Origin of the sequence: Streptomyces sp. NPDC017940 (assembly GCF_044328435.1) — a bacterium.
In the GTDB taxonomy this organism is placed as follows: Bacteria; Actinomycetota; Actinomycetes; order Streptomycetales; family Streptomycetaceae; genus Streptomyces.
This window is the reverse complement of the sequence record NZ_JBIRHJ010000017.1, coordinates 22,433-46,456: the sequence shown is the minus strand read 5'-3', so window position 1 is coordinate 46,456 and position 24,024 is coordinate 22,433. Positions and strand designations below refer to the sequence as shown.

Annotated in this window: 22 protein-coding genes; 6 read left to right on the top strand and 16 right to left on the bottom strand. The window is 68.3% G+C overall.

Going from position 1 to position 24,024, the window contains the following annotated elements; all coding sequences use genetic code 11:
- Positions 1-1,206: 1,206 nt before the first annotated feature.
- Both ACH4DX_RS34605 and ACH4DX_RS34600 read right to left on the bottom strand, forming a co-directional pair.
- On the bottom strand, positions 1,207-1,605 hold the full coding sequence (locus ACH4DX_RS34605) for a DUF3846 domain-containing protein (RefSeq protein ID WP_398158023.1): 399 nt from the start codon (positions 1,603-1,605) through the stop codon (positions 1,207-1,209).
- 256 nt (positions 1,606-1,861) lie between these two features.
- The gene (locus ACH4DX_RS34600) at positions 1,862-2,407 is read right to left on the bottom strand and encodes a hypothetical protein (RefSeq protein ID WP_398158022.1); all 546 of its coding nucleotides are present in this window, start codon (positions 2,405-2,407) and stop codon (positions 1,862-1,864) included.
- A 530-nt stretch (positions 2,408-2,937) separates the two neighbouring features.
- Here ACH4DX_RS34600 and ACH4DX_RS34595 point away from each other — a divergent pair.
- Both ACH4DX_RS34595 and ACH4DX_RS34590 read left to right on the top strand, forming a co-directional pair.
- Positions 2,938-3,204: a hypothetical protein gene (locus ACH4DX_RS34595; protein WP_398158021.1), complete on the top strand. Its 267-nt coding sequence runs from the start codon at positions 2,938-2,940 to the stop codon at positions 3,202-3,204.
- Positions 3,204-3,602, top strand: a complete 399-nt coding sequence (locus ACH4DX_RS34590; RefSeq protein WP_398158020.1) for a hypothetical protein — start codon at positions 3,204-3,206, stop codon at positions 3,600-3,602. The genes ACH4DX_RS34595 and ACH4DX_RS34590 overlap by 1 nt, the downstream gene beginning before the upstream one ends.
- Before the next feature lie 16 nt (positions 3,603-3,618).
- Here the strand turns inward: ACH4DX_RS34590 and ACH4DX_RS34585 are convergent, their stop codons facing one another.
- Positions 3,619-4,665: a hypothetical protein gene (locus tag ACH4DX_RS34585; protein WP_398158019.1), complete on the bottom strand. Its 1,047-nt coding sequence runs from the start codon at positions 4,663-4,665 to the stop codon at positions 3,619-3,621.
- A 303-nt stretch (positions 4,666-4,968) separates the two neighbouring features.
- On the opposite strand from ACH4DX_RS34585, the gene ACH4DX_RS34580 reads away from it, so the two are divergent.
- A complete protein-coding gene (locus tag ACH4DX_RS34580; RefSeq protein ID WP_398158018.1) occupies positions 4,969-5,235 on the top strand; it encodes a chaplin family protein in 267 nt (88 codons plus the stop codon).
- A 16-nt stretch (positions 5,236-5,251) separates the two neighbouring features.
- Here ACH4DX_RS34580 and istB read toward each other — a convergent pair whose 3' ends face one another.
- The 7 genes from istB to ACH4DX_RS34545 form a co-directional block, all read right to left on the bottom strand.
- Positions 5,252-6,046, bottom strand: a complete 795-nt coding sequence (istB, locus tag ACH4DX_RS34575; RefSeq protein ID WP_398158024.1) for an IS21-like element helper ATPase IstB — start codon at positions 6,044-6,046, stop codon at positions 5,252-5,254.
- On the bottom strand, positions 6,040-7,689 hold the full coding sequence (istA, locus tag ACH4DX_RS34570; RefSeq protein WP_398158017.1) for an IS21 family transposase: 1,650 nt from the start codon (positions 7,687-7,689) through the stop codon (positions 6,040-6,042). The genes istB and istA overlap by 7 nt, the downstream gene beginning before the upstream one ends.
- A gap of 345 nt (positions 7,690-8,034) precedes the next feature.
- Positions 8,035-9,063, bottom strand: coding sequence for a DUF6292 family protein (locus ACH4DX_RS34565; protein WP_398158016.1), 1,029 nt, complete (start codon positions 9,061-9,063; stop codon positions 8,035-8,037).
- Positions 9,064-9,165: 102 nt separating this feature from the next.
- Entirely contained in the window at positions 9,166-9,498 is a 333-nt protein-coding gene (locus ACH4DX_RS34560; protein WP_398158015.1) for a hypothetical protein, read from the bottom strand.
- 309 nt (positions 9,499-9,807) lie between these two features.
- Complete coding sequence (locus ACH4DX_RS34555; RefSeq protein ID WP_398158014.1) at positions 9,808-10,557, bottom strand: hypothetical protein; 750 nt, start codon at positions 10,555-10,557, stop codon at positions 9,808-9,810.
- Positions 10,557-15,512, bottom strand: coding sequence for a hypothetical protein (locus ACH4DX_RS34550; RefSeq protein ID WP_398158013.1), 4,956 nt, complete (start codon positions 15,510-15,512; stop codon positions 10,557-10,559). The genes ACH4DX_RS34555 and ACH4DX_RS34550 overlap by 1 nt, the downstream gene beginning before the upstream one ends.
- 212 nt (positions 15,513-15,724) lie before the next feature.
- Positions 15,725-16,030 carry a hypothetical protein gene (locus ACH4DX_RS34545; protein ID WP_398158012.1) on the bottom strand — a complete coding sequence of 102 codons (306 nt, stop codon included), beginning with the start codon at positions 16,028-16,030 and terminating at the stop codon, positions 15,725-15,727.
- Between the two features lie 320 nt (positions 16,031-16,350).
- On the opposite strand from ACH4DX_RS34545, the gene ACH4DX_RS34540 reads away from it, so the two are divergent.
- A complete protein-coding gene (locus ACH4DX_RS34540) occupies positions 16,351-17,049 on the top strand; it encodes a hypothetical protein (RefSeq protein WP_398158011.1) in 699 nt (232 codons plus the stop codon).
- A 205-nt stretch (positions 17,050-17,254) separates the two neighbouring features.
- On the opposite strand, the gene ACH4DX_RS34535 is transcribed toward ACH4DX_RS34540, so the two are convergent.
- Entirely contained in the window at positions 17,255-17,563 is a 309-nt protein-coding gene (locus ACH4DX_RS34535) for a hypothetical protein (protein WP_398158010.1), read from the bottom strand.
- Between the two features lie 374 nt (positions 17,564-17,937).
- Between ACH4DX_RS34535 and ACH4DX_RS34530 the strand changes: the two genes are divergently transcribed.
- On the top strand, positions 17,938-18,720 hold the full coding sequence (locus ACH4DX_RS34530) for an aminotransferase class IV family protein (protein WP_398158009.1): 783 nt from the start codon (positions 17,938-17,940) through the stop codon (positions 18,718-18,720).
- Between the two features lie 62 nt (positions 18,721-18,782).
- Positions 18,783-19,721, top strand: coding sequence for an SUMF1/EgtB/PvdO family nonheme iron enzyme (locus tag ACH4DX_RS34525; RefSeq protein WP_398158008.1), 939 nt, complete (start codon positions 18,783-18,785; stop codon positions 19,719-19,721).
- Positions 19,722-19,723: 2 nt separating this feature from the next.
- Here ACH4DX_RS34525 and ACH4DX_RS34520 read toward each other — a convergent pair whose 3' ends face one another.
- From ACH4DX_RS34520 to ACH4DX_RS34500, 5 genes are all read right to left on the bottom strand, one after another.
- Positions 19,724-20,632 (bottom strand): ParA family protein, encoded by a 909-nt coding sequence (locus ACH4DX_RS34520; RefSeq protein ID WP_398158007.1) that lies wholly within the window; start codon positions 20,630-20,632, stop codon positions 19,724-19,726.
- The gene (locus tag ACH4DX_RS34515; RefSeq protein WP_398158006.1) at positions 20,629-21,981 is read right to left on the bottom strand and encodes a ParB/RepB/Spo0J family partition protein; all 1,353 of its coding nucleotides are present in this window, start codon (positions 21,979-21,981) and stop codon (positions 20,629-20,631) included. The genes ACH4DX_RS34520 and ACH4DX_RS34515 overlap by 4 nt, the downstream gene beginning before the upstream one ends.
- A 90-nt stretch (positions 21,982-22,071) precedes the next feature.
- Complete coding sequence (locus ACH4DX_RS34510; protein WP_398158005.1) at positions 22,072-22,698, bottom strand: hypothetical protein; 627 nt, start codon at positions 22,696-22,698, stop codon at positions 22,072-22,074.
- 107 nt (positions 22,699-22,805) lie between these two features.
- Positions 22,806-23,390 carry a hypothetical protein gene (locus ACH4DX_RS34505; RefSeq protein ID WP_398158004.1) on the bottom strand — a complete coding sequence of 195 codons (585 nt, stop codon included), beginning with the start codon at positions 23,388-23,390 and terminating at the stop codon, positions 22,806-22,808.
- Between the two features lie 116 nt (positions 23,391-23,506).
- On the bottom strand, positions 23,507-23,863 hold the full coding sequence (locus tag ACH4DX_RS34500; RefSeq protein WP_398158003.1) for a hypothetical protein: 357 nt from the start codon (positions 23,861-23,863) through the stop codon (positions 23,507-23,509).
- Between the last annotated feature and the right edge of the window lie 161 nt (positions 23,864-24,024).

Here is a 24,024-nt window from a genome sequence, read left to right as displayed (position 1 = left end):
CCGCTATGCGGAATTCCTGCGCTTCGCGCAGGAAGCATATCGTCGAATTCCGCTAAAGCGGAATTCCTTACGGGTTACGGCAGTAGGGTGCTCATTTCGTAGAGGTGGTTTTAATTTCGCTCTGCGAAATCAGAAACTGGGGTGAATCGAGGGGGGCGAGAAATGAGCTTCCGCCCCCCTCCTGTTGTTTTTCTAGCCGTGCAGCTCCTTTTCCCTATAGGCGGGGATTACGGCACGGACCTTCTCTTTTCTAAGGCATCCGCGGTGACGATGAGCGGATGGAGGGTTCCCCTTTCGTCCTCGTAGGTGTGACCAGTACCGAGGACCTTCCCACCCACAGAGCTTACAGCGCACCATCCACGGGTTGTCAGCTCCCGGGTAACCGCTGAGAGGTACCCAGAGGTATCGCGACAGTCCGGTCATTGCGCGCAGTGCTGATTTCCGGTTGCGGTCCGTGGACAGCAGGCGGGGGTGGAGGAGAGGCACCGGGCCCAGGCCCTGGTCGTGGGGGTCGGGGGCGCAGCTTTCTGAGGAGGGCTGGGGGGTGATGCGGCGGGCGTCGAGCTCGGCGACGAGATAGGCGGCTGCGCGCTCCTTTCCGTGCTTTCCGTCACCGGCCCGGATTGCTGCGGAGAGGCCGGCGGGGGTGGCGTACCAGGCTCCGTGCCACCTGTGGATGCGGCCGATGTGCTGGTTGTGGATGAGGACGGGGTACCGGCACTGGGGGTCTGGCTTTCCGAGCTTGTATCGGGTTTCCAGGCTCATTTGATGCTCTCCGCCCCGGTGCATGAAAAACCGTCTTGCAGTCCGTCGATTAGCACTGCGGCGGCCCATTCGAAGGCATTGAGCGCGGCGGGTTCGAGGGTTGATCCTGTGGGAAGGGAGAGGTATTCCTCCAAGGATCGGAAGAGGTCTTCTCTGGCTTCGCCGGGTTCCTTGACGAAACAGAGGGCTCCAGTTTCGTCGACGACCCATACCCAGGGTGAATCGAGGATGATGTCACGCTGTGAGAGGAGTGATTCGCATTCTGGGCACTCGAACAGTCCGTTGGGGCGGATCTGGTAAGTGCACAACCCTCCGCAATGAGGGCAAGTGATTGGGTTCATTTTCTTTGCCTTTTCGAGCTTGCTTCCTGGGTTTTCTGTACGCCTTTTGGGCGCCCTGCCCCTGGGTTAGTGAGAGGCAGGGCGGTGGGGTGACTGAGTGTCAGCGGGTGCGCTGACTGGGAACCTTGGCGTCGAGGGCCGTCAGGTAGTGCTCAGTGAGGCTGAGAGTCCTGTCCCTGGTGAGGCCCTGGGTGCTGCCGTAGTGATCAGGTGCGCCGGTGAAGACGGCGGTGCCGTGGAAGCGCTGATTTACGGGCTGGATGCTGGCGCACAGCTTCGTCGCGGGAATGTTGGCGGGCTGGCCCGTGAGGATGCCTTCCTCGTCCACCCACATGGTGAGGCCGGGGAGGTCGACGGGCTGGACCAGGTGGCACTTGATGGTGGTGTAGAGGGTCCGGAGGTGGTCACGGGAGCTGGTGGGCCACTCGATGATTTCGAACGCTCCGTCAGGCTGGATGACCAGGGCGAAGAGGGCGTCAGGGCAAGACGAGTTGAACATATGTGTCCCCTTTGGGATGGTTTGGGTTTCGGTCGCCGGTGACTGCCACTGCCTCCGACTGAGAAAACAGTATCGGGTTTCCATACCGAAGTGTGGGAAGACACGGAACTGGGGGGTGCTTTTTCGAGACCGGTAGGCCAGTAGGCCATGGGTTGGGGGCTCAAGCATTGCGCCTGGTCAGACGAGGTTCTGAGGGGTGGCCTACTGGCCTACCGGGTTTCCGGGCGGCCGCAGCGTGTGCGGCCGCCCGGTGGGCTCACCTTGCGGGGATCAACTGGTTCTTGGTGCGCTGCCAGTACCCGGCGGGGGCGAGGTCTGCGCGGATCTCGCTGGCGAGGAGGGGGGATTCAGCCCGCTGCTCCGGGGTGTAGTCCTCGGGCTCGACGCGCACGAGGTGGTGGCCGGGGATCTTGCGCCAGACGCGGGTGTGGTCGGCCAACATGCTGGCGGCGGCGAGGAGAACGAAGAGCGCGGCGAGCGCGGGGCCGGTGACTCCGGGGGCAGTGTCGGTTTCGCCGCTCTCTCCGGTGAGGACGACGGGGCCGTGGATGTTGATGCGGCCCCCGTCATCGCAGAGGACGGCCAGGGCGCTTGCGACGGGGTTGGGGAGGTCGTGGGCGTTGCCAACCTGGTAGTGCAGTTCGAGCCCTTCGGCCAGCGGGAGCGTTACGTACGGGCGGGGGCCGGTGAAGGACTCGGTGAGGTCGACGGTGGTGGGCCGGTTCTCGAAGGTCTCGGTCAGCAGGCCGTCGGGGTGCAGGGTGGCGAAGCAGTAAATGGCCATCTGGGAGTGGAGCGACACGGTTGTCCCCTTTTGGGTGGGTGGGTGTTTCGGTCTGTCGGTGACTGCCACTGCCCCCGACAAAGACAACAGTATCGGGCTTGAGTCACAAAATGTGGGAGAACACGGATCTTTGGAGGGTGTTTTTTCAGAACCGGTAGGCCGGTAGGCCATCAGCGTGTGACGCGCGTGTTGTGCCTGGTCAGGGGCGGTCAAGGGGGGCGGCCTACTGGCCTACCGGGGTGGCGGGGGTGGTGCCTCCCGCTACGCGCGGCGGGCCGGAGCGCAGCGGAGGCGCGCTGGGATCCGGTAGCGCGCAGCGCAGGGCCGGGCGCGGAGCGCATGGCCCGGTGCCGGATCGCGCGGGAGAGCGCGCAGCGCTCGGTACTCCGGGGAGCGCAGCGGACCGGAGGCCCGCGCGGTAGGCGCGCAGCGCCTACCCTTCCGCGCGGCGCGGGAGGCACCACCCCCGCCACCCCGGTAGAGAGGTGCTGCGCCCTGCTGCGCCTGGAGGCCTGCGGCCCGTCCTCTACCGGCAGTAGAGTCGAGGTATGGCAGACGAGACGAGCATCAAGGTGAGCGCGGAGACGCGCGACCGCCTCGCGGCCCTCGCGGTGGAGCAGGGAACCACGATCCGCCGCCTGGTGGAGGACCTTGCGGTAAGTCAGCCCACGCGTGATGAGGCTGCGCAGCGGGTGGCTCAGGCGCGGGAAGAAGTTGCCGGGGCGCTCGGTGCTGCGCCCAGTGCGGAGGCAGAGCAGGCAGCGCGCGCACTCCTTGAACGACTTGGGGGGCACGGCCCTCAGGTGGCCGCGTAGTGGCCGCGATTGCCGTGGTCCTGGACCAGACAACCGCAGGGGCGCTGTATGAGCCTGGAGGCCCCTTCACGGAGGCGGTGGCGGCCTTCTACGTCCAAGCGTCGGGCGGGCTAGGGCGTCTGTATGCCCCAGTCCTTTCGCTGGCGGAGGGCGACGCAGCCCACCCGGGGCTGCTGGCATACGTCGACGGACTGCGTTTCGTCGAGGTCGAGTCGTTCGGCACCGCGGCGGCCCTGGCTGCCGTCGAGCTGCGCCGGGCCGGGTACTCCTGGGCAGCAGCCCACGCCATCCATGCCGCGCTACCCAGCGTCAGCCACCCCGAGGGCCGGTTCCTGCTCACCCTGACCCCGGACGCGTACGCGGGCACTGGGGTTCGGGCAGTGCACCCAGGACAGTAGTGGTGGTGGTTCGGGCCTACGCGCCAGCTTCTGGTTGCCTGTCCCACAAGTGCACTGTGTTGCCGGTGCGGAGCGGCGCACCTTGGGGCCCCTTGATGTGCCCGGGAACGATGCGGTCCTCATGCTGGCAGTTCCCGGCCGCGTGCCCTACGGGGTTGAGGCAGGTTGAACGGCGGTACGGGCGTACTGGCCACCGGCAGGACCACGACGGTTCACGGCGGCCGGTACTGGCTGCCGCATCGGCGTCAGCGGCTTCCCGGGGCGGCCGTTGGGCTGTGTGGACGTTGACCACGCGGACGGCCGACGGGCCCGTGATGCCCTGCCGGGCGTCCCGCTTCCTGCCGGACCGGTCCCGAGGGATCTCCTCTACCTCTGCCCACCGGGTGCCCCCGGCGGACGTCATGAGCTGCCACGCGGTGTAGAGGGCGTGCGTCCATACGTCGGTGGTGTCGGGCCGGGCAGGGGCGAACTCCGCGCCTTCGAGCAGCAATGACTCGTTGTCCCAGTTGAGCGGCCCCCCAGGCACGGTTTGCCGTTGTGTCTCGATCAACCCGGCCGTCATGACTGTCCCGTCGCGCATGGTGCCGAGCACGGTTTCCGGGGGGAGGCCGGAGAAGAGGTTCCGGGGACTGTAGAAGGTCACCCAGATACCCCTCGTGCGGGGCGGGATCGCGACGTAGCCGTCGCGGGTGCTGTGGCCCCACGTCACAGGGGCGCCTTCAACGTTCACATCCTCCGGGGTCCATGCGGTCCACGACGCGGCCACGATCGGTGTCGTGACCTTGGCGTCCACTCCGGCCCGGGCGGCAAGAGTGTCCGCCAGGGCAGCCCCGACGTCTTCGACGTAGCCACCAATGGGTTCACCGAACACGATCAGGCCGGATTCTGCTGGCAGACGGTCGATGCTCACCTGTTCCCGGGGCGGGGTGGCGGCGGCTGCCAGGGCCAGGGCCGTCATGTCCGCTGTGGCGTAGTACAGCTCTGCTTCTTCCAGGCGGGCGCGCTCCGCCTTGTTGAGCAGGACCGCGGCGAGGGTGTCAGCGGCGATCGGCGGGTTGGGCATGGTGGGCACGATGGAGCAGCGGCCCGCGCGGATAGCCTCGCGCATGGTGATGTTGGACGGGTTCGACGCGGTGTAGTCGACGAGTGGCTATGGAGCTCTGAGCGGGAGTCGTTTCGCGGTGTGAGGGGGAGGCGCTAAGCGCGTGCCTGCGTGATCAATCGCGACGAGTTTTGATGTCACTCGCCGTTGCCGCGTCGTGCTTCTCGCCATCGCGGGTTGCCGGGCGGGTGCGGTTCGTGTCCTTGTGACGGATTGATCGTTAAGCCGCTCATGATGACGCGCGCTGTTGCCCGAGGGGCTGTCGTGACACTGACCTTGTTGGGAACCGGCCATGCCACGTCTCCCGCCTGGGCCGGAGGCATCGGCGACTTCCTCTCACCGGCCTTCGGCACCAGCTGCAACAACCACCACGGTGCCCGTGCCGAAGGAGCGACCAGCCATGGCACCGGCACCGCCAGCGCAAACCTCGCTGGGCTGCCTGTCGGCAGCCCCGTCAACCAATGCGGCGGCGCCGACCTCAGCCCCAGTGGCTCATTCTTCAAGTCCCTGACCAAGTCGGTCATCGACTAGGGCCAATGAGGACCACTCAGCTGGCCTTGTTCTGTTCGCCCTGGGCCTTGGTGTGGGCGAGGCGGTAGGAGTCGGTGCCGGTCTCGATGATGGCACCGTTGAAGGTGAGCCGGTCGACGATCGCCGCGCAGAGCCGGGGGTCGGTGAAGGTTTTCGTCCACCCCGAAAACGACTCGTTCGACGCGATCGCGACGCTGTTCTTCTCCTCGCGTTCGGTCAGCACCTGGAACAGCAACTCCGCTCCGCGGCGGTCGAGTTCCATGTAGCCGAGCTCATCAATACATAAAAGATCGACACGCCCGTAGCGGGCGATGGTCTTGGACAGCTGCTTCTCATCGGCAGCCTCGACCAGCTCGTTGACGAGCTTGGTGGCCAGCACGTAGCGGACCCGGAAGCCGTGCAGTGCAGCCTCGGTGCCCAGCGCGATCAGCAGGTGAGACTTGCCGGTGCCCGAATCCCCGATCAGGCAGAGCGGCTCGCTCTTCCTGACCCACTCGCAGGTCGCGAGGGTATTGACGGTGGCCGGGTCGACGTTCGGGTTGGCGTCGAAGTCGAAGGCCCGCAAGGACTTCTCCCGCGGGAACGCAGCCGCCTTGATGCGGCGCTCGGAGCGGCGCCGGGCCCGGTCGTCGCACTCGGTCATCAGCAGCTCAGCCAGAAACCCCCGATAGGACATCTGGTCACGGGCCGCGGCGTCGGCCAGGTCCCCGAACTGCTGGCGGATGGAGGGCAGCCGCAGCATCCGGCATGCCTGGTCGATCGAGGCGGCGGCGGCTTCTTCGGTCAGTCCGCGCTTGCGTGGGCTCATGATCCTTCTTTCTCGATTTCGGCCCTGCGGCCGCGGCGGTGCAGCAACTGGTCGTACTGGGCCACCGAGGGCAGCGGCCGGTTGTCCGGAGGCAGATGCGACAGCCGCCAGTCGGCCAGAGACGTCACGGTCGCCGCAGGCCCCTCCGCATGAGCGGTGCCAGGGGCCGGGGCGGGCAGCTCTCCGGCATCGCCCTCGGCGGCTTTGCGGGCCTCGAGCGCGACCGCGTCGGCGGTCAGCGCGCCCGCCCTGATCGCGGCGGCCAGCCCCGCAACGACGTGTTCGTGTTCCATGTGCCGGGCCAGGAGCAGGACCTCGATCAGAGCCCTGGTGCCGGCCGCGTCCCCGTGTGCTGCGCAGGCAGCCGCCCACCACCGGTCGTGGACCGGGGTGAACCGCCCCGCAGAGCGAGCCTGTTCCAGCGGAGTCGAGCCCGGAAACGCGCCCGGCTTGCGCAACAGCGCCTCCAGGTAGTGATCGAGCACGAGCCGGGAACCGCCCCGGCCGCTGAGTCGCTCGTGGCGGGCGACCTCGGTGCGGCCCTCGTAGACCACCAGGTCGTTGGCGTGCAGCAAGACCCGCAGCTGTCGGCCGATGAAGCGGACCGGCACCGAGTAGGTGTTGGAGCGCACGGTGATCTGGCCGAAGCGGTTGACGCGCGGGGTGAACCACCGTCCCGTCTCGAACACCTCGGTGGGCAGCGGCCTGAGCAGCGGCTGCTCGTGGGCGAAGGACTCGCCGATCGTGCGGGTCCGTGAGCGCAGCCGGCGGCCCTCGTCCTGAAGGTCCCAGCGGTCCACCAGCTCGTTCAGTTCCGCCAGCGAGGCGACCTCGGGGACCGGGACGAAGTGGTTGCGGCGGAAGTAACCGATCTGCCCCTCGACGCCGCCCTTCTCGTGAGCGCCCTCGATGCCCGGCCGGCAGTAGAACGCCTCGATACCCCAGTGCGAGCGAAACGCCGTCCAGCGGTCGGATTCCAGCCGGGCCCGCCCCAGCCCCAGCACCCGCTCGACCGCGGCCCGCAGGTTGTCGTAGCGGATCTTCCCGCGCGGGATGCCGCCCAGCCGCCGAAAGGCGTGCTCGTGCCCCTCGAGGAAGGCTTCCTGCCCGCAGGAGGCGAACACCCGGTGCACCGCCTTGCCGGAGTAGGACAACCGCAGCGAGAACAGGTAGACCCTGGTCGGCACCCCGGCCAGCACGATGTGCACGTCCCCGAAGTCGACTTCCGCCTCCACCCCGGGCAGATGCCGCTGCGGGATGAACATCGCCTCCGGCCCCACCCCGGCCCTGCGGCGGATCTCCTTGCGCCGTTCTTTCACGTAGAGCCGGACCATGCAGTACGAGATGTCACGGGCGTCGTGCCCTTCAACCAGCCGGTCGAAGATCCGCTGAGCGGTGTGCCGCTGCTTGGGCGGCGCATCCAGGTCCGCTTTCAGCATCGTGTCGATCAACGTCTTGTAGGGATCGAGCCGCGATTCCTTTTGCCGCGGCTTCTTCCGCGGCTCCGGCCACTTCCCGTCCAGCGCCCGCCGGACCGTCCGCCACGTGACGTTGTGGACCCGCTGCAACGACCGCATCGACATCCCCAGCAGATGATCCTTGCGGATCGCCGAGTACAACTCGACCTTCGACTGCGAGTTACCCATCAGGCCCCCAGCGGCAGAAGCACACCCCACAGTCCCACCGCAAGCCCCCGACTGACGTCAAAACAAACCGACATCGCAATGTCGGTCAGAACGCGACACCCGTACTCATCGCGAAACGACTCCCCAACTCACGTTCACAGCCAGACGAGCTGCGCGCGCCATTCCGGCAGTTCCCGAGGGTGTGGCGGGATCCATCGGACGGGGGCGGGTTCGGTCATGGCTGAGGCTTCCCTGTCTATGTTGAGAGGCAGATGAGCCACCCCAACTCCCGGTGGCTGCCGTCTTATCGGAACCGTAGCGCCGGTGGGGCGGGACTATCAGCCGTTGTCCTCACGGCCGGTTCGGTCATCGGTTCCCCTTGGGTCGCTTGGTGCCTGACCGGCGGTCGCTGAGTGCGGAGGCGACCGATTCGGCGGGCGGGCGGATGCCGGTGCCGAGGTAGCGGATACCGGGCCCCTGTGGGGGCTGTGCCTCGCGGCCGGCGTGGGTGTCCAGGGCGGTACGCCATCCGTATCGCTCGTCCCAGAGCAGCGCGGGAGCCTTGGCGCCGGGCCCCAGGGCGATGATGGCGGCGCTGATAGCCCCGGGCCGTACCAGGGGGCTCGGAAGTCCCGTGAGGGGCACGTCGGCGTCTCTCAGGGCTTCCCAGACGCTCTGGATGTACGGAGTGTTGTCGGAGGTGCGGCGCTGTGCGCGGGCCGTGGCCAGGGCGTTGCGGGCTGCGCGCAGCGGGTAGCCGAGTTGTTCGATGACCTGTTCCTCGGTCAGCTCCTGATGGGCTTGCAGTAGTTCGCCCACACGTTGGGCCCGCAGGGTGGTGAGGGCGCGCTGCGCCGTGTCGGGGTGCACGCCGAGGTCGTCCGCGGCCTGTTCGGCGGTGATGTCGGCCTTGGCGTCGAGGAGCTGAGCGGTGCGGGGCAGCAGGTCCTCGCGGGGCATGAGGTCGCCGGTGCCTGTGGGGCGGCCTCCTCCGGTGCCGCTGCCTGGCCGGGACTCCATCCAGGCAGTGATGGTCCGACGAGGGTGGTGCACGACTCCTTTGACCGGCACGGCGTTCTCCCTGAGGAAGGGATCGGCCTTGTAGGTCTCCCAGGAGCGGGGGGCGACGTCGACGAGGTCGGCGGCCTCCTGGTGGTCCAGGAGGTCGTCGGGCGAGTCGTTCTCTGGCAGGGAGGGGATGGGGCTGCCGGCCTGGTAGGCGGCGATCTGTTCTGCGTCGTAGAGCAGGACCCGGGCACCGGGGGAGCTGATTGGGGCCGGGTGGCCGGGACGCTTGTGCCTGCGCTGGTTGCGGTAGGTCCGCGCAGTCACACCCGCGGCCGTGGCGATTTCATCGAGGGTGCGCACGAGGTGCTTGCGTCCGGCGCGGATCATCAGGGCGGGTCCTTTCCAGGGGCGGGCGCCCCGCCAGGAGCAGGACAGTGACAGAAAACAGTATTGGCGTTTGGTCACTCCTGGCAACGGGACGCGCGGCGGCTAGAGCCACCGGAAGACGTCCCGGACTTCTCCGGCCGCGCCGCTCAGGTTGTCTGCGTGGAGGCGACCGTCGAACTCATAGGGGTCCTCCAGACTCTCCATGACGATAGAGGAAGCAGCGCTGAGCACGTCCGCGAACGCTGTGTGCACACCGGAGTCCTTGAGGACCTGGACGACGTCGTCGGCGTCCAGGCCGCGCCGCGTGACGGCGTCGGCGAGAAGAGCGAGTGCGGCAGCGGCCGCCGGGGCCAGGTAGGCGAGTTCGTCGGGCTGCCCGCTACGGTCAACGGCGGTCTGGACGGAGGTGGGGACGACTTCCTTCATCGGATCCACGATGTCTCCTGCACGGGTCGAGGGGCGGCTGGCACTAGCGGCACGGCGGGTGGAGAGCGGCACAGAGCCATGTAAAAACAGCATAGGGCTTAAGTCACTTATCTGGGAAGAGGTTTGGCCGTGCAGCCTCAGGAAGCCGTTTTCGGCTGGAGGGAACCGGTAGACTGCGGGTGAGACTTCCCCTTGGGGTGGTTTCGGTCGGCCGGCGCCCGTGCCACCCGCCTTTGGCGGACTGAGGGCGTCGGCCTTTTACGTCGTGCGGCCGCGGCCGCCACCGGGAGCTGGTGGCGGCCGCGGCATTGTCCGGGCTCAGTACCCGGAGTCGGGGAACACGCCCCCGGCTCCGGGGTTGAACTCGCCGATCTGGAATCCGCGGATCTCTCCGAACTGCCAGCCGGTGCCGGGCGCGTAGTGCTCGCCGAAGGCCTCGCCGAGCTTGCCGATGGCGCCCGCATCGTCGCCGTTGAGGAACGAGTTGGTGGGGCCCGACATGACGTCGTCGCGGAAGTTCATGCTGATGTTGCGCCACCGTTCGTCCTTGCGTCGGCCGGTGTCGACGGTGACCTTGGCGGACATGCTCAGGTGCGCGCCGCTGTTGGACATCCGCGCGGCGCGTCGGGAGCTCATGGCCTGCTGGCGGGCTTTGGGTGAGCTGATCACGCCGTTGGTGAGCTTGGCCTGGTTGCCGGTCGGCTTCTGGCGTTCGATGTGCTGTTTCTTTGCTGCGTCTGTGAGCTTGCCGATGTGCGCGGCCTGCCGCTGGCCGGGGGTGCGGCCGCGCCGTTCACCGCGCAGCCACTCCCTGATGGTGCGGGGCTTGACCCCTGCGGCCTGGGCGGCCTGGTCCACGCCGCCCATCTCCTGAATGGCCTGGCCGACGGTGCGGGGAATTGCGCGTTCCTCGCGGCGCAGCCAGTCCTTGATGGTGCGGGGCCGGACTCCGGCGATGCGAGCGGCCTCGTCGACGCCGACCAGGTCGACGCCCTCGCGTACGGTGCGCGGTGGCTGCTTGCCGATCCACGCCTGCCACAGGACGGCTGCCTGGTTGCGAATCGCCATCAGCGCTCACCCCATTCTTCGGCCGGGGTGAAGAAGCTGGCGGTGGGGAACCACCTCTTGCCGGGGTGGAGCTGGGTGAACACGTCCTTGGCGAGTGCGGCACCTTCGGGCTTGAAGTTGCCCAGATCCTTTTCCATCTTCAGGCCGGGTACGGCGGTGGCGAAGTCGGGGTCGTCGGTGACGTAGGCGATCATGTCCGTTTTCACGGCGATCGGCCACATGCCGTGGGTTTCGCCTACGCGCATGATGGTGCGCGTGAGGTTGGCCTGCTGTGCGGCGAGGACGGCCTGCTGGATGTCGGGCCGGAAGGTGTCGGAGTCCTGGTTGCCGAGTTCGGGCCGTCCGCGCAGGTGGTCGCTGTTGAACAGGCCGATGCTGTTGGTGTAGACGTCCTTGAGCGTCGCGCCGACCATCTCGTCGGTGGCGGTTGTCAGGGTCTTGCGGGCGGTGGCGAGCTGCCGGTACCAGGATTCCAGGATGCGGTAGTGGTCCGGCCACACCCACGATTCGAGGATCTCCACGTCGGCGTCCAAGTCCTTGCGGGCGTAGGCGAGCGTGGGCGTCTGGTACAGGCGCGGGGCGCCGTCCTCGCGGCGCGGCCCGAAGGGGTCGAAGGTGCCCCAGTGCTCCCACTTCGGCACCCTGGCCAGGTGCAGGCCGGGCATGTTCGCGTCGAACTCGGCGGGCTGCTCGCGGTGTTCGAACTTCCCGCGGCCTGCCCGCAGGGAACTGGTCACGGACAGGTATGAGGCGCGGGCGTCGAAGAGCAGCACGAATTCCTTCTTCAGCTCTTCCGCAGTGGGCTGGCGGTCCCAGACTTTGGCCACGTAGAGGTTGCGGCGCTCCATCAGGACCTGCGGCATCTGCGCGCGCTCCAGCGGGGCGGCGCGGCGTCCGTTCTTTGGGCGGGTGGCGCGCAGCAGCTCGTGGCCGGTGACGCCCGGGGTGGTGCGGTAGCTGATGCCGATCGTGTCGGCAAGCTGCTGGAGTCGTCGGGCGAGCAGGGCCGGGGCGGGGTCGTCCTCGAGGAAGCGTGTGGTGAGTGCGGCGTGGGGCACGACGACGAGCTGCGCGGACAGGTTGCGGCCGCCGCCGGGGCGCTCGCGCCAGATACGGGTGGGCGAGCCCCACCGGGCGACGTTCCAGCCTGCCTCCCGGGCGCGGGCCAGGAAGGGGTGGTCGACGTGCTCATCGAGGAAGGCGCGGCGCTCGTCGGCGGGGCCGTCCTCGGGCACGGGCAGGCCGAGCGCGTCGGTGAGGTCGGCGCTGATGTAGATCTGCCCGTCGTCGGGGCGCCACTTCTTGGAGGCGCCGGAGCCGCGGGCTGCGCCTCCGTGGCCCAGGCCGAGCTCGTCGACGAACTCGGCGAGACGTCCGGCGTGCAACTGGTCGAGAGGCGGGAGCGGGTGCTTGGTGCCGTCAGGCAGGTACAGGCCGTCGGTGTGGGCGACAGCGGCAGCCGCGCGCCAGGGAGCGGTGGTCCCGGCCGGGGCACCGTCCTCTTCGTCCTCGTCGCCCTGGTCGACCGGGGCGGTGCGGGCGCCGTGTTCGTCGCCCAGCTCGTCGACCAGGGGCGCGTCGACCCCGGAGGCCTCGTTCGCGGGCTGCTCCGCTGCCCCCTGCCGGGCGGAGGCCGGGTGTACGTCGTTCTCGGCGGGCGCCGCGTCAGGGGTTGGCGCCGGGTCGGGGAGCTGGGGGGCCTCTGCCTCGATGACCGGGGCGGGAGGCGGTGCGGCCGCCGTGGGCGGGGGCGGCACGGATGCGGGCTGCTCGACCGTGGCGGCGGCCGTGGGCTGCTCCGGGGCCGGGGCGGGGGCAGGTGCGGGCATGAGCGCGGACAGGTCGAAGAGCGGGTCGGCCTGCGGGGCCGGCGGGGCGGGCGGGCGGCCGGGACGTGCGTTCTGGCCGGGTCCCTCACCCCCCTCGTCCCCGTCGAGGTCGAGGGCGGCGGCGGGCATGTCCCACACGCGGCGTCGGCCCCCGGGCATCGGACGGCGTGCCTTGACCCACCGGCCGTTCTTGCTCGTCTCGTACTCGACCTCGATCACCTTCGCCTGGCGCAGGGCTTCGGTGAGGACGTTCGCGGTCACCGTCCACGTCTCCTGGAGCTCTGCGGCCATGCGCAGGGCGATGCTGGTGGCCTGCTGGTGATCGAGCCACAGACGCTCTTCGCGGGTGCCGTCCGGGTTGGTGACGGTGGTGACGACGCCCAGCCGTACCCCCCCGGCGCGCAGCACGGCGCGGCCGGGGTTGGCCGGGTCTTCCGCGCTGTTGTCGCTCACGCTCCAGCCGTAGCGCATCGCGCGGTCCGGGTCGGAGGGGCACTTTCCGTCAGGCCCTACGAGGTGCGCGTGGCGTCCGGCGAACGCGGTGCTGAGGTAGCCGAGCAGCTTGCGGTGCATCGTCTGGTTCTCCAGGAGGTTGCGCTCGCGGTCGCAGGCTTCCAACAGGCCGGACCAGGCGAGCTCCCACCACTGTGCCGCTTCCTCAGATGTGATCGCTGCGGTTTCGGTGAGGTAGCGCAGCACCATGTGCCACCCGGTGGCGAACTGCCCGAGGTGTTCGGCGGGGCGGTCCCCGCAGTACGGGCGTAGCTGGGAGGCGTAGGAGTCGGCGAGGGTGCGCACCGTGGCGCAGTGCGCTTCGTAGTCGGCGGCGATCCACCGGATGTAGGAGGAGGTGAGGAGCGCGCAGTCGTGTGCGAAAGCGGGGGCGGACATCCGGGCGAGCTGGTCGAGATCGATCTCAGCGCGGTTCATCTGGATGGTGAGCATGCGCTGTTGCGCGGACTCTGTGGAGGCCAGTACCTCCGAGGTCTGGATCAGGGATCCGCGGGGGCCCCGCTGGTCGTCGAGTTCGAGTTCGCCGTCGACCTGCTTCAGGCGGACGCGGCCCTCGCCGTTGTACTGGGTACGGCTCATGCGGCTGGTGCGCACGGCGGCGTCGCGGACGGACCGGTCGGGCGCACTGTCGTCGCCCATCACCAGCGCGTCTTTCATCCGGTACAGGACCTCGGTGGTACCTAGCTGGGTGGAGCCGGTGTCTGAGATCGACAGCAGGCTCTCGTTACGGTCCAGTTCGGGGGCATAGAGGCGAAGCACGAGTGTGCCCACACCGGTCTTGCCGGAGCCGGGCAGGCCGGTGAGGCAGATCGAGCTGGGGCACCGGTAGTAGGGGGCGCGGAAAGCCAGGCCCAGCATCGCGACGGTGGCGTACTCGGGCGTGTGGCCGGGGATGGACAGGGCCGTCATCGCCGCCTGCCGGATCCGCGCGGGATCGGCGCTCGGCTCGGGGAGCGCCATCAAGGCCAGGCGGCCGGGGAAGCGGGTGCGCAGCGGTACGTGGCCGTGCGCGGTGATGCCGCCACCGGCGTGCACGTACATCCACTGTCCGGCAGGCGTGCGGCGCCACCCGGTCGCGGCGTAGACCGGTACGCGTTCGGCGTCCGTGCTCACGGCCCCGATGGCGGTGGCGATCTGCGCCACGGCGTTGCGGGTGCGCTTGTGGTAGATGCCGGGCCAGGGCAGGTCATGCAGCCATGAGCCGTCATCGAATGCCTTGCGTGAGACTCGCATCAGGACGGGCTGGTCGAGCTGCTTGGGGTGCACGAGCTGGAGGATGTAGCCGGTGGTGGGGCGCTGCTCCAGGACCTCGTCGAGCTCCTGGTCCTCGTCGCCGGTGCGGTGTCCGGGGCGTGCGGGCTTGTCGGCGTCGGTGTCGCCGACGTCGCGGGTCTCGATGCGCACAATGCGCGCGTCGCAGCCCAGCACGGTGTCGAAGGTGGTCTCGAACTCCGGGCGGCCGTCCTCGTCCTGGCCGATCTGCTTGCGGGTGACCCGGACGATCTCGCCGTGCCGGATCGCGTACTGCTCGCGCCTGTTGGGCCGTCCGTCGTCGCCCGGAATCGGCTCGCCATCGGCCGGGAGCAGAGGCGTGGCCGCGGTGGGGTGGGTGAGGATCTGCGCGCCGTCTTCGGTGTCCTGGTCCTCGGGCACGGCCACCAGTGCGTCGAGGGACAGGCCTGCGGCGAGGTGATCGTCCAGGTCTGCACCCTTGGACTCCAGCGGGGTCTGGAGCACACGGATGGATGCCGCGTGGGCGAGCAGAGTGTCCCGAGCATTCCGAGCTGCTTTGTACCCGGGTTCGTCGCGGTCGGCGAGGATCACCACGTGCTGCCCGGCGAGCAACGGGGTGTGGTCAGGGTTCCAGCGCGTCGGCGCGGACCCCGGCTTGGTCGTGGCCAGCAGGCCCAAGGATTCGGCAGCCGCGACGACCTTCTCCCCCTCCCCCAGGTAGACCGTGGAGCCCCTGGGCGCGGCAGCCAGCTCGGGGGTGCGGTAGAGCGGGGCGTTGTCGGGCATATGCAGCTCGATGCCCTGGCCGGACACCTTCGCGCAGGTCTCGCAGCCACAGGGCGGATCACTGAGCGGACGCTCCCAGGAGATGCGCTTGCCCGGCTTAGCGCCGTCGGCGCGGCAGGTGGCACACCCGGTGCACTCACGGCGGACCTTGTGCCCGGCCAGGACACCATCAGCGTGTACGTACGCGTACCGGGCGACCTCGCGGTAGGGTCCCGCGCAGGACGGCTTGGGCTCCTTCTTAGGAGTGACCTTCTTCTGCGGCTCTGTCTTGACGCCACGTCTGGCGCGTGCGCGCGGGATGGGGCGCCACTGGGTCTTCCGCTCCTCGGGCATCGGATCGTCGAACAGGTCGGCAAGGCTCAGGCCGAGGGCGGCGACGACGTCGCGCGGGTCACACCCTGCCTGGCAGTGGATGACCGTTTTGCGGTCGGGCCCCTTGTAGTCGGCGGTGAGCGACGGTTCGACGTCGTCGTGGTGCGGGCACGTCGCCTTCACCTTGTGCTGTCGCAGCGTCGCGAAGCGTGATCCGGCGGCGGTCAGAGCGGAAACAAAACGGTCGAATGAACTAGTGGTCTCGGCGTACGGAGCCGACATTGCTACCCTTCAAAGCGTTGGGCAGACACGCACCCGCCGGTTGGCCCCGGCGAACACAGCCTTGCGTAGTGGTTGGGCGGACGAAGCTGCTTGGTAAGAGCGGCTCGTCGATGGTGTGCGGTCAGCTTCTGCGAGGTCTCCGGGTGGTGCCGGGGGCCTCGCACTTTTTTGCGGGCCCACTCGCAGCAGTCGACCGCGTGCGGTCTAGGGGCTCATGCGACGAGCCCCTTGGTGTCCGTGTTCCTCGTGCGGCCCCGACGGCGTCGCCAGGTCTGCCCCTCAGCGCCGCGGGCCTCCAGCTTCTCCCGGCGCATCTTGGCGATCTCGTCAGCCACGCGCTTCTGGAACTTCGGGTCTGCGTCGTGCAGACGGACCATGGCGCGCATGATGTCGGTGGTGCTCGCGGCGTTGAGCACCCGCGCATCGTCGAGCAGGTTGTACTCCCGCAACGGGAGATCGGCCGTGACACGTGAGGTGGTACGTGGCTTGCGGCCGTCGTCCTGGTCCTGCTGACTCATCTCAACCGACCCCCAACTAACTTTTACTGACTTGAGCCTGAAGGCTACCGGTAGCGGAGTCGATCATAGAGACTCTGGAGCCGCGTGTCGCTACTGGGGTTTGAATCCATGTCACCCATTCTCACGTGCCACAAGGGCCCCGTGAAGGACGTGTGCAGGACTTCCCGCCCCGTGGACGCTGGTGAATGCGGGGCGCCCGTAGGGCGGGAAGATCTCGGGTGACTGAGCGGGTCCACGGCTGTTCGCCATGGTGTGATGGATGATGAGAGGCCGTCATGGCAGGTCAACTTGCGGCAGGGGGTGCAGAGATGAGCGGGCACGTGGCTGTAGCACTCGCCCACGACGGGCGGAGCTGGGTGGACGGCGTAGAGCTACGTCGCACCGGATCCGGCACCCTTCAGGACGCCCGCGCCGCAGCGCTCGCGCACGTCGGACGGCTGGCACGGGAGCGCCGCCGCCCTGTTCATGTCGAGGCCACCGAGCCGGATGGCAGGCTGTGGCATTTCGTCGTCGGCCCCGACGGTGATGTCCTGGAGCCGACCGACGCACGGGGCCTGGCCGACGACCCCGACGCATGTACCGTGCCGCCTGCCCTGCGGCCAGCGACAGATGAGATCAGCGAAGCCATCGACAGCGGCCGCGAGCACGTGGCGATGAAGCTTGCCCGTCGCCTCCAGGAGGACCTGGAGGCCGAGCATGGTCCGACCCATCCGATGTCGCTGCGGGCCCGGGAACTGCGGGCACATGCCGCCTACCGGTGCGGGATGCCGGGTGTGGGGTGCGAGCTCTACATTGAGGCGGCTCGCGGCTGGCTGGAGCTGAGCAGCACCACGTGCGTTGTGGAGGCAGTGCAGCGCGCCTATGCCCTATGGCACCAGATTCAGGACGAACCTGCGCGTATCGCGTGGCTCGGAGAGCAACTGGCCGACCTCCTGACGCGGGGAGGGAGCGAGCGGACCCGCGCCGCAGCCAGCGTCGTCCTGCGCAGGGTCGACGAAGTACGCATAGAAGGTGTGTGACCGGGGGACGTCGTACTGACTGCGGCGTCGCGGTTCCGATGCGAACAGGGAGAGACCCCCGGCTCCTGGTCGTGTTGTTGGGCAGACACGGAGCCGAGGGTCGCTCGGTGGTGCGGCGGAAGACCGATCCGGGGTGGCTGGCAGACCGGTCTTCCGCCCGGAAGGTGCCCACGAGGCCGGCACGGGGGTGCCCCGCGGGCACCAGTCAGGGAGTTGAGTCCGGGCCGGGCGGTGCGGGCCGCGCGCGGTCGAGGAACCGCCGACGGGCAGTACTGTCGATAGCGCCGATGCCCTTACGCAGGGCACCCAGCGAGCGGTACAGAGCGTCGACCAGCTCGTCAGCCTCCCCTAACTGATCGAGAAAGTCGGCCCGAGTCGGTACCCAGATGCCGTCAGGAGCGCTTCTCTTGACGGTGGCCGCCCACTGTGCGGCAGCGGCATCCATCAGCACGCGGAACTCCTGGCGCTCCTCGGGGGTGTAGTCATCGGTTGTCAGGGAGGGAAGCCGGTGCATGAGTCGTGTCTCCGAAGTCAGGGGCCTCAGGTCACTTACCTCGGGGTTCCACTCGTAGCCGCCCCGCAGAGGTCGCAGCCACACACGCGACTGCTGACGTTCCTCACACGGAAAGCTCAGACTCTGGACTTCGCCCCACCGCTGCAACCGCTGATCGAGGACGCACGCGCCCTCATACAGCCAGTCAGGAAGTTCAGGGGGGTTCGGTGTCGACATATGCGATGTCCGATGGGAGTGATCCGATGGTGGAACACAGCCTTCCGCGAACGGTGACGGAGCGGAATGCAGTGCCCCCGCCCCAGCACCGAACTTAGACCGAACTTTCTTGCCTGACCTGCCGGTTGAGACGTGCTCACGGATGCGAGACTGGCGCCATGGCTGAACTAAACGGCGTACCTGTGCCCCTCGATGCCCTTCAGAATCTGGCGCTTACCAACTACGGACACTTCACCAGCATGCGAGTGGACGATCACAAGGTAAAGGGGCTCTCCCTGCACCTTGATCGTCTGGAGCACGATGCCCGCTGCGTGTTCGGAGTCGAGCTGGATCGGGACCAGGTGAGGGCGTACGTTCGCAAAGCAGTCGCTGAGCGCACCGGATCCTTCGTGGTCCGGGTCACCGTTTTCGACCCGCAGCTCGACATGGGACACCCGGCCGCGGCGGGCCAGCCGCAGTTTCTCGTCACGACGAGGCCTGCCGGACCCGTACCCGCCCCTCCCCTGTCGGTGCAGACCTTTCCGTTCAGCCGCGACACCCCTGAGGTCAAGCACCTCGGCCTCTTCTCCCAGTTGCGTCTCAGGCGTGAGGCGCAGCTTGCCGGCTTCGGGGACGCAGCTTTCACCGAGCCGGACGGGCGTATCTCGGAGGGCGGCACCTGGAACATGGCCTTCATCGACCAGGACGGCACCGTGGTCTGGCCGGAGGCGCCCGTGCTGCCAGGGGTGACGATGAGGCTCCTCCAGAACATCCACGACCAGACCGCCACCGCCCCGGTGACCCTGGAGTCACTGCCCACCATGCGCGCAGCGTTCGCGACCAACACGTCCATCGGGGTCCGGACAATCACAGCGATCAACGACGTACAGCTCGATGCGGAGCACCCAGTTCTCGGGAAGCTGCGCAGCCTGTACGCCGACGTGCCCGGAGAGCATCTGTAACTACAAGTGCCGTCGGGAAGTTGACCACACTGACTGACGCGCACGGGAGTGAAGGGGTAGTCATGCCGCTGGTGACGTTATGGACTGGCCGTGAGGTCAAGGCCCTTCGAGCCGCGACGCGATACACGCTGGAGGCGTTCGCGGCGCGGCTCGGCGTCACCGAGCGCATGGTCTCCAAGTGGGAGAGCGGCGGGGCAGCAATCCAGCCGCGGATGTCCAACCAGGCCGCACTCGACCACATCCTGGCGCAGAGCGATGCCGACGCCCATGGGCGTTTCATCGGCCTTCTGGAGACCGAGAGCGGAGGCAAGACACCCGCCCAGATCACGGAACCGCAAGTCGCGCCCATACTGGCCACCGAGCCTGTCCGACACCCAGCCGATGGGAAGGCGATGGCGGCCGTGCCCGAGGGCATCTTCCTCGGGGGCAGTGCGGATGAACCGATCTGGGTTGATGCGTTCCTGATCGATGTCTGCCCGGTCACCAATGCAGATTTCGCGAGGTTCTGCGCGGCCACAGGGCACACGCCTCCACGTCACTGGGAAGGAAAGCGGTGTCCCAGGAGTCTCTACGATCACCCGGTTGTCTGGGTGACCTGGGACGACGCTTCCGCGTACGCCGCGTGGGCGGGCAAGCGGCTGCCGAGTGCCGAAGAGTGGGAGAAGGCTGCGCGGGGCACTGCCGGTGACATCTACCCATGGGGCAGGCAGCAGACCGCTGCGAAGTGCAACGTGAGGGAAAGCCGCATCGGTACTACCACCCCGGTCAGTCGCTACCACAGTGGAGCCAGTCCGTACGGTGTGTACGACATGTGCGGCAACGTGTGGGAATGGTCGTCTACGGCGACGATCTCCGGGCGATACGAGCTGAAGGGATCGGCTTTCACCAGCCCGTTCTTCCGCTGCACTCCATCCGCGTACAACGACGCGGACAAGGACATGGCCGACGACGACACGGGCTTTCGGTGTGCAGCCGCTCCCGCTGATATGCCCGCTCAGTGAGGTCAGGCCGCCCGGTCGACGAAGCCGAGGTGCGTCATCACCTTCCGGTAGTCCACGGAGGGGACGGAGTTGGGTAGGAGGATCGGCAGGGGGACATCGTCCTCGTAGAGCTTCTTGGCGTCGGCTGAGTACCGGATGTAAGGCAGCAGTACGGAGCTGTACTTCGCCTCTGCGGCGGCCGTGGCGCGGCGGGCTGCTGCCTCGTCGTAGGAAGGCGTCGGGGTTCCCGTGAGGAGCAGGTGGTTGAGCGTCGGTCTGCCGGGGACGGACCGACGGCCGCGGTTCTTGTCGCGGATGCGCTCCAGCTCTTCCGTGAGCCGTTTGACCATTTTGACGTCTTTGGGGTCAGCCTTGATCGAGGGGATGACGGAATCCTCTTCGTCCAGCATGCGCAGCACGGAGTAGGGCATCTTGCCGTAGCTCGCCGGAAAGTCCAGGTAGAAGACCGTGTCGTCGCCCTCGTAGGAGCGCAGAATTTCGGCGAACCAGTCGTTGCGGTCCGCGTCCTCCGCGATGGCAAGGTCCGCGCCGGCCATGGCAGGGTTGCTGGGCACGAGGCGTAGGTTCGGGATAGGCGCGAAGTCCTCGTCGGGATCGTCGCCGTCCCCGATGCGGTAGCGGGCGGGCAGCGCGACCTGGTCCAGGGTGGCCTTGCCGTAGAGCAGATCTAGCGCGGTCCTCTTGCCCTTCAGTGAGTCTTCGTCGTAGCCGAGGACGGTAGTAGACGACATGTTGCTGTCCAGGTCGAAAACAACGCCGGGGTATCCGCGCAGGGCAGCGGTGACGGCCATGGACGTGGCGCTGGTGGACTTGGTGGATCCGCCGCATTCGATGATGTACGCCCAGATGAGAGGCCAGTTCCGGCGGTTGGGTCGGAAGCGGGGGGCGACGGTGGTGCTGGTGGTCTTCATCGGGCTTCTCCTGCGGTGACCAGTTCGGCCTTCTCCCAGTCGGTCTGTGGCTCGTAGGCCGCGTGCTCCTGGAGGATGCGAACGTGGTTGTGTTCGCGGCTGCCCCAGGACTGGCGACGGGCCGCCGTGCGGAGTTCGGCGGCGGCCAGGGCCGAGGCGAAGGCGGCGAGACGCTGTGTCGCAGCGTCGTCTGAATCCTGTATGACGGCGAAGTAGGCCGCAGCGTCAACGGCGTCCATGCCGTGGCGGTCGGTCTCCTTCAGCCATACGAAGGCGCGCTGCTGTGCGGCGGATTGCTGCGGGGGCGCGAGCACTGCGGCCGTCAGCACGGACAGGATGAGGTCGTTGTTCGCGGGGTCGGTCACATCGATGGAGTCCAGCAGAGCACGGCAGGAGACTTCCCGGGCAGCGGCTGCCGCGCGGCGGTCGGCGTCGTTTTTGTCGCGCGCCGAAGGCTGCTTGCCCTGCTTGCCCTGCTTGCCCTGCTCCGGCTTGCGAGGAGCAGGCGGGACGGCGGGTGCGCTGTTTCCAGTGGAAACGTCCTTCGAGTTGTCGGCCGAGGCCGCCACGTCACCGTTTTCACTGGAAACGGCGCTCACGGGCGCCGGGGCTTCGTCCTGCCGTTGCCGGGCGAGGATCTGGGTCTGTGCCTGGGCCGGGTGGGCGCCGCCGTGCACGAGGCCGAGGTAGTCCTCCTGGTCGTCAAGGTCTAGCTGCTGGGCCTTCTCCGCCGCACTGACCTTGAGGGTGCCGTCCCTGAGAGCCTGCTGGACGGCGGGCGCGAGTTCCAGAAGCTTGATGCGCTTCCAGACGGTGCCCTTGGAGATGGCGCCGTTGGCGGTCTCGCCGACCTTCTCCGCGATCTGCTCGTAGGAGAGGCCGGATTCCCGCAGTGCCTTGTAGTGCTCGGCTTCTTCCAGAGGACTGAGCTGGGCACGGCGAAGGTTCTCGATCAGGGCGATGAGGCGGGCGTCCTCCACCTTGTCGTCGCGCAACACGCTGGGGATGGTTTCCCAGCCGAGTTCTTGGCAGGCGAGCCAGCGGTGTTCTCCGAAGAGGATCACGTTCGGGGCGGTGATCTGGTCCTGGGTCTCCGGGTAGGTCTCCAGCCAGACCTCAGCCCTGATGTGGGCGATGTTCTGGAGGAGGCCGACTTCCTTGATGGTGGCGGCGAGTTCCGGTACCCCCTTCTTCTCCCGCTTGTTGAACGGGTTGGGGCACAGGGCGAACAGCTCCAGATCCAGGGTGTCTCCACTGCGGTCCCGGTCGGTGTAGAGAACCTCTTCAGGAGGCACTGGGGGCTTGGACTTGGTGCTTTTGCGCTTGGGCCGCGGGAGCGCGCCTGTCATTGAATCTCCAAGGCTGCCGGTTGGTACCAGGCGAGACTAGCGTTTCCAGTGGAAACGCTGCCCGTGTCATGTCTGTAAAAGGCTGGGAACCTACTCGGTCCACAGGAGGTAGAGGCCGATGGCGACCGGCTCGGGGTCGATGCCGGCGAGGACCCATTGGTAGTACTCCTGGGCGCTGGTGAGGTGCACGACGATGTCGTGGTTGTCGTCCTCGAACGGCTCGCTGACGGCGCGCAGGTCCCACCGGAATCCGAGTGGGGTCACCTGGATGATGCGTCTGCCGTGGAGGGTGCCGACGCTGCGGGCCGGGACCGGGGTGCGTGCTCCGGGCTGCTCGGGCCGGGGCGCCAGGCGGCGCATCAGGAAGGCCGGTTCGGCGGGGGCGGTTGGTTCGGCGCCGGGTTCGTAGGGAAGCCGGTGTTCGATGTAGATCTGGGACAGCGGGACGCGGCGGGGGTGGACCGGGCGGTCGGGCTGGATCTTGGCGCGCCAGTAGTCGAGTTCGGGTACGACGTCGACCTCGGGGTTGCCGGTGCCGCGGTGTGCGTCGCCGAGGATGCGCAGGTCGTAGATGGAGCCGGTGCCTGTGTCGGAGAGGATCGCGCGTGCGCCGTGGAGGTCGGGCGGCATGTTGGCCGCGGGCATGGGGACGGCCGGTGGGGGTACGGCGCGATACCACTCGCCCCCTTCGATCTCTAGCCGCGGCAGCTCATCCATGCCCGCAGTATCCCGCCCGGGGCAGGCGGGGGTGAGAGGCGGGGCGGGGTAGGAAACGGGAAACGGGCGGCCCTTGAGGGGCCGCCCGTTGGGGGGGTGTGCGGGGGTTATGCGGAGCGCGGTGGTACGGGAACCCACTTGGGTGCGGGGGAGAGACGAGATCCGATCCGAGCCTGGGTATCGAGGCAGGCCTCTTCGGGGCCGACGAGCACCACTTCGACGCTGCGGCCGTGGTCCCACCGTGTTGCTTCGTCGGCCGCGTGCTGCGGGCATCCGGGAGGCTTCTCGGAGACGAACGTGTCGTAGATGAAGAGCCTCACGCGCCCGTCACCGTCACACGCAGAGCCGCTTCCGAGACGGCACCCGCCGGTGGCCGCTGACCTTGCGGTGCGCACGAGTGCCCATGCGGCCGGGGCGAGGTCGCTGTAGAGGCGACCTGCGTGGGTGGCGTAGGTGTGCAGGCGCAGCCGGTCGATAGCGGCGCTCACCTGTTCTGTGGCCTGGACCGGCAGGTCGTCGGTGTCGAGGAGCGCGTGGGTTTCCTCCAGGAGGGGGCGCAGGGTGGGGTTGGTGCAGTCTCCGGGGCGGGGGAGGCGTGCGGCGATGTAGGCGGCGAGGGATCGCACCTCGTCGTGGGTGGGGTCCTCGGGCCATGTGGTCGTGGTGTAGTCGGGCGCGGTGGCTCGTGGCATGCGGTCCTCCTCGGGGCTGATCGTTTGGTGAACCTCTCCCGGGTGGGCAACGGCACGGTTGAGGCGTGGGTGCACGGAGTTGGGTTGTGGGAGACAGGTGGGGCTGGTGTTGTGGATCAGTCGTGGCTCTGGCCGGTGTCCGGGTGCCGGGCCTGCGCGGCGCGCTGGATGAGGCGGGCATGGGCGGGCTGGTAGTACCTGATGTCGCGGCGGGCGAGGGCGAGCTGGTGGCGGTAGTGCTCGACGAGTTCGAGGGCAGCCGTGGCGGCCGGGGCGTCGCCTGCGGTGGCGTGGGCGCGGGAAAGGCTGACCGCGGCCGCCACGAGGCTGGTGAGGACGGTTTCGCGCTGTCGTAGGTGGAGCCATACGAGGCGGTCCTGGACGGGGGTTGGTTCGGCGTCCAGGGTGGTGAGTCGGCGGGCGGCGTCACTGAGGGTGCGCTGGATAGTGCGGATGGCGGTGGATGCTGTCACCGGGGCTCCTCGTGGTGGTGGGCGGTCCGGAGGCTCTGGCGGCGGGGGGGGGGGGGGGGGGGGGGGGGGGCCCCCCCCCCCCCCCCCCCCCCCCCCCCCCCCCCCCCCCCCCGGGGCGTTGTGCAGAAACCCGCGGCCCCCCGCGGGGTGTGGTGGGGGCC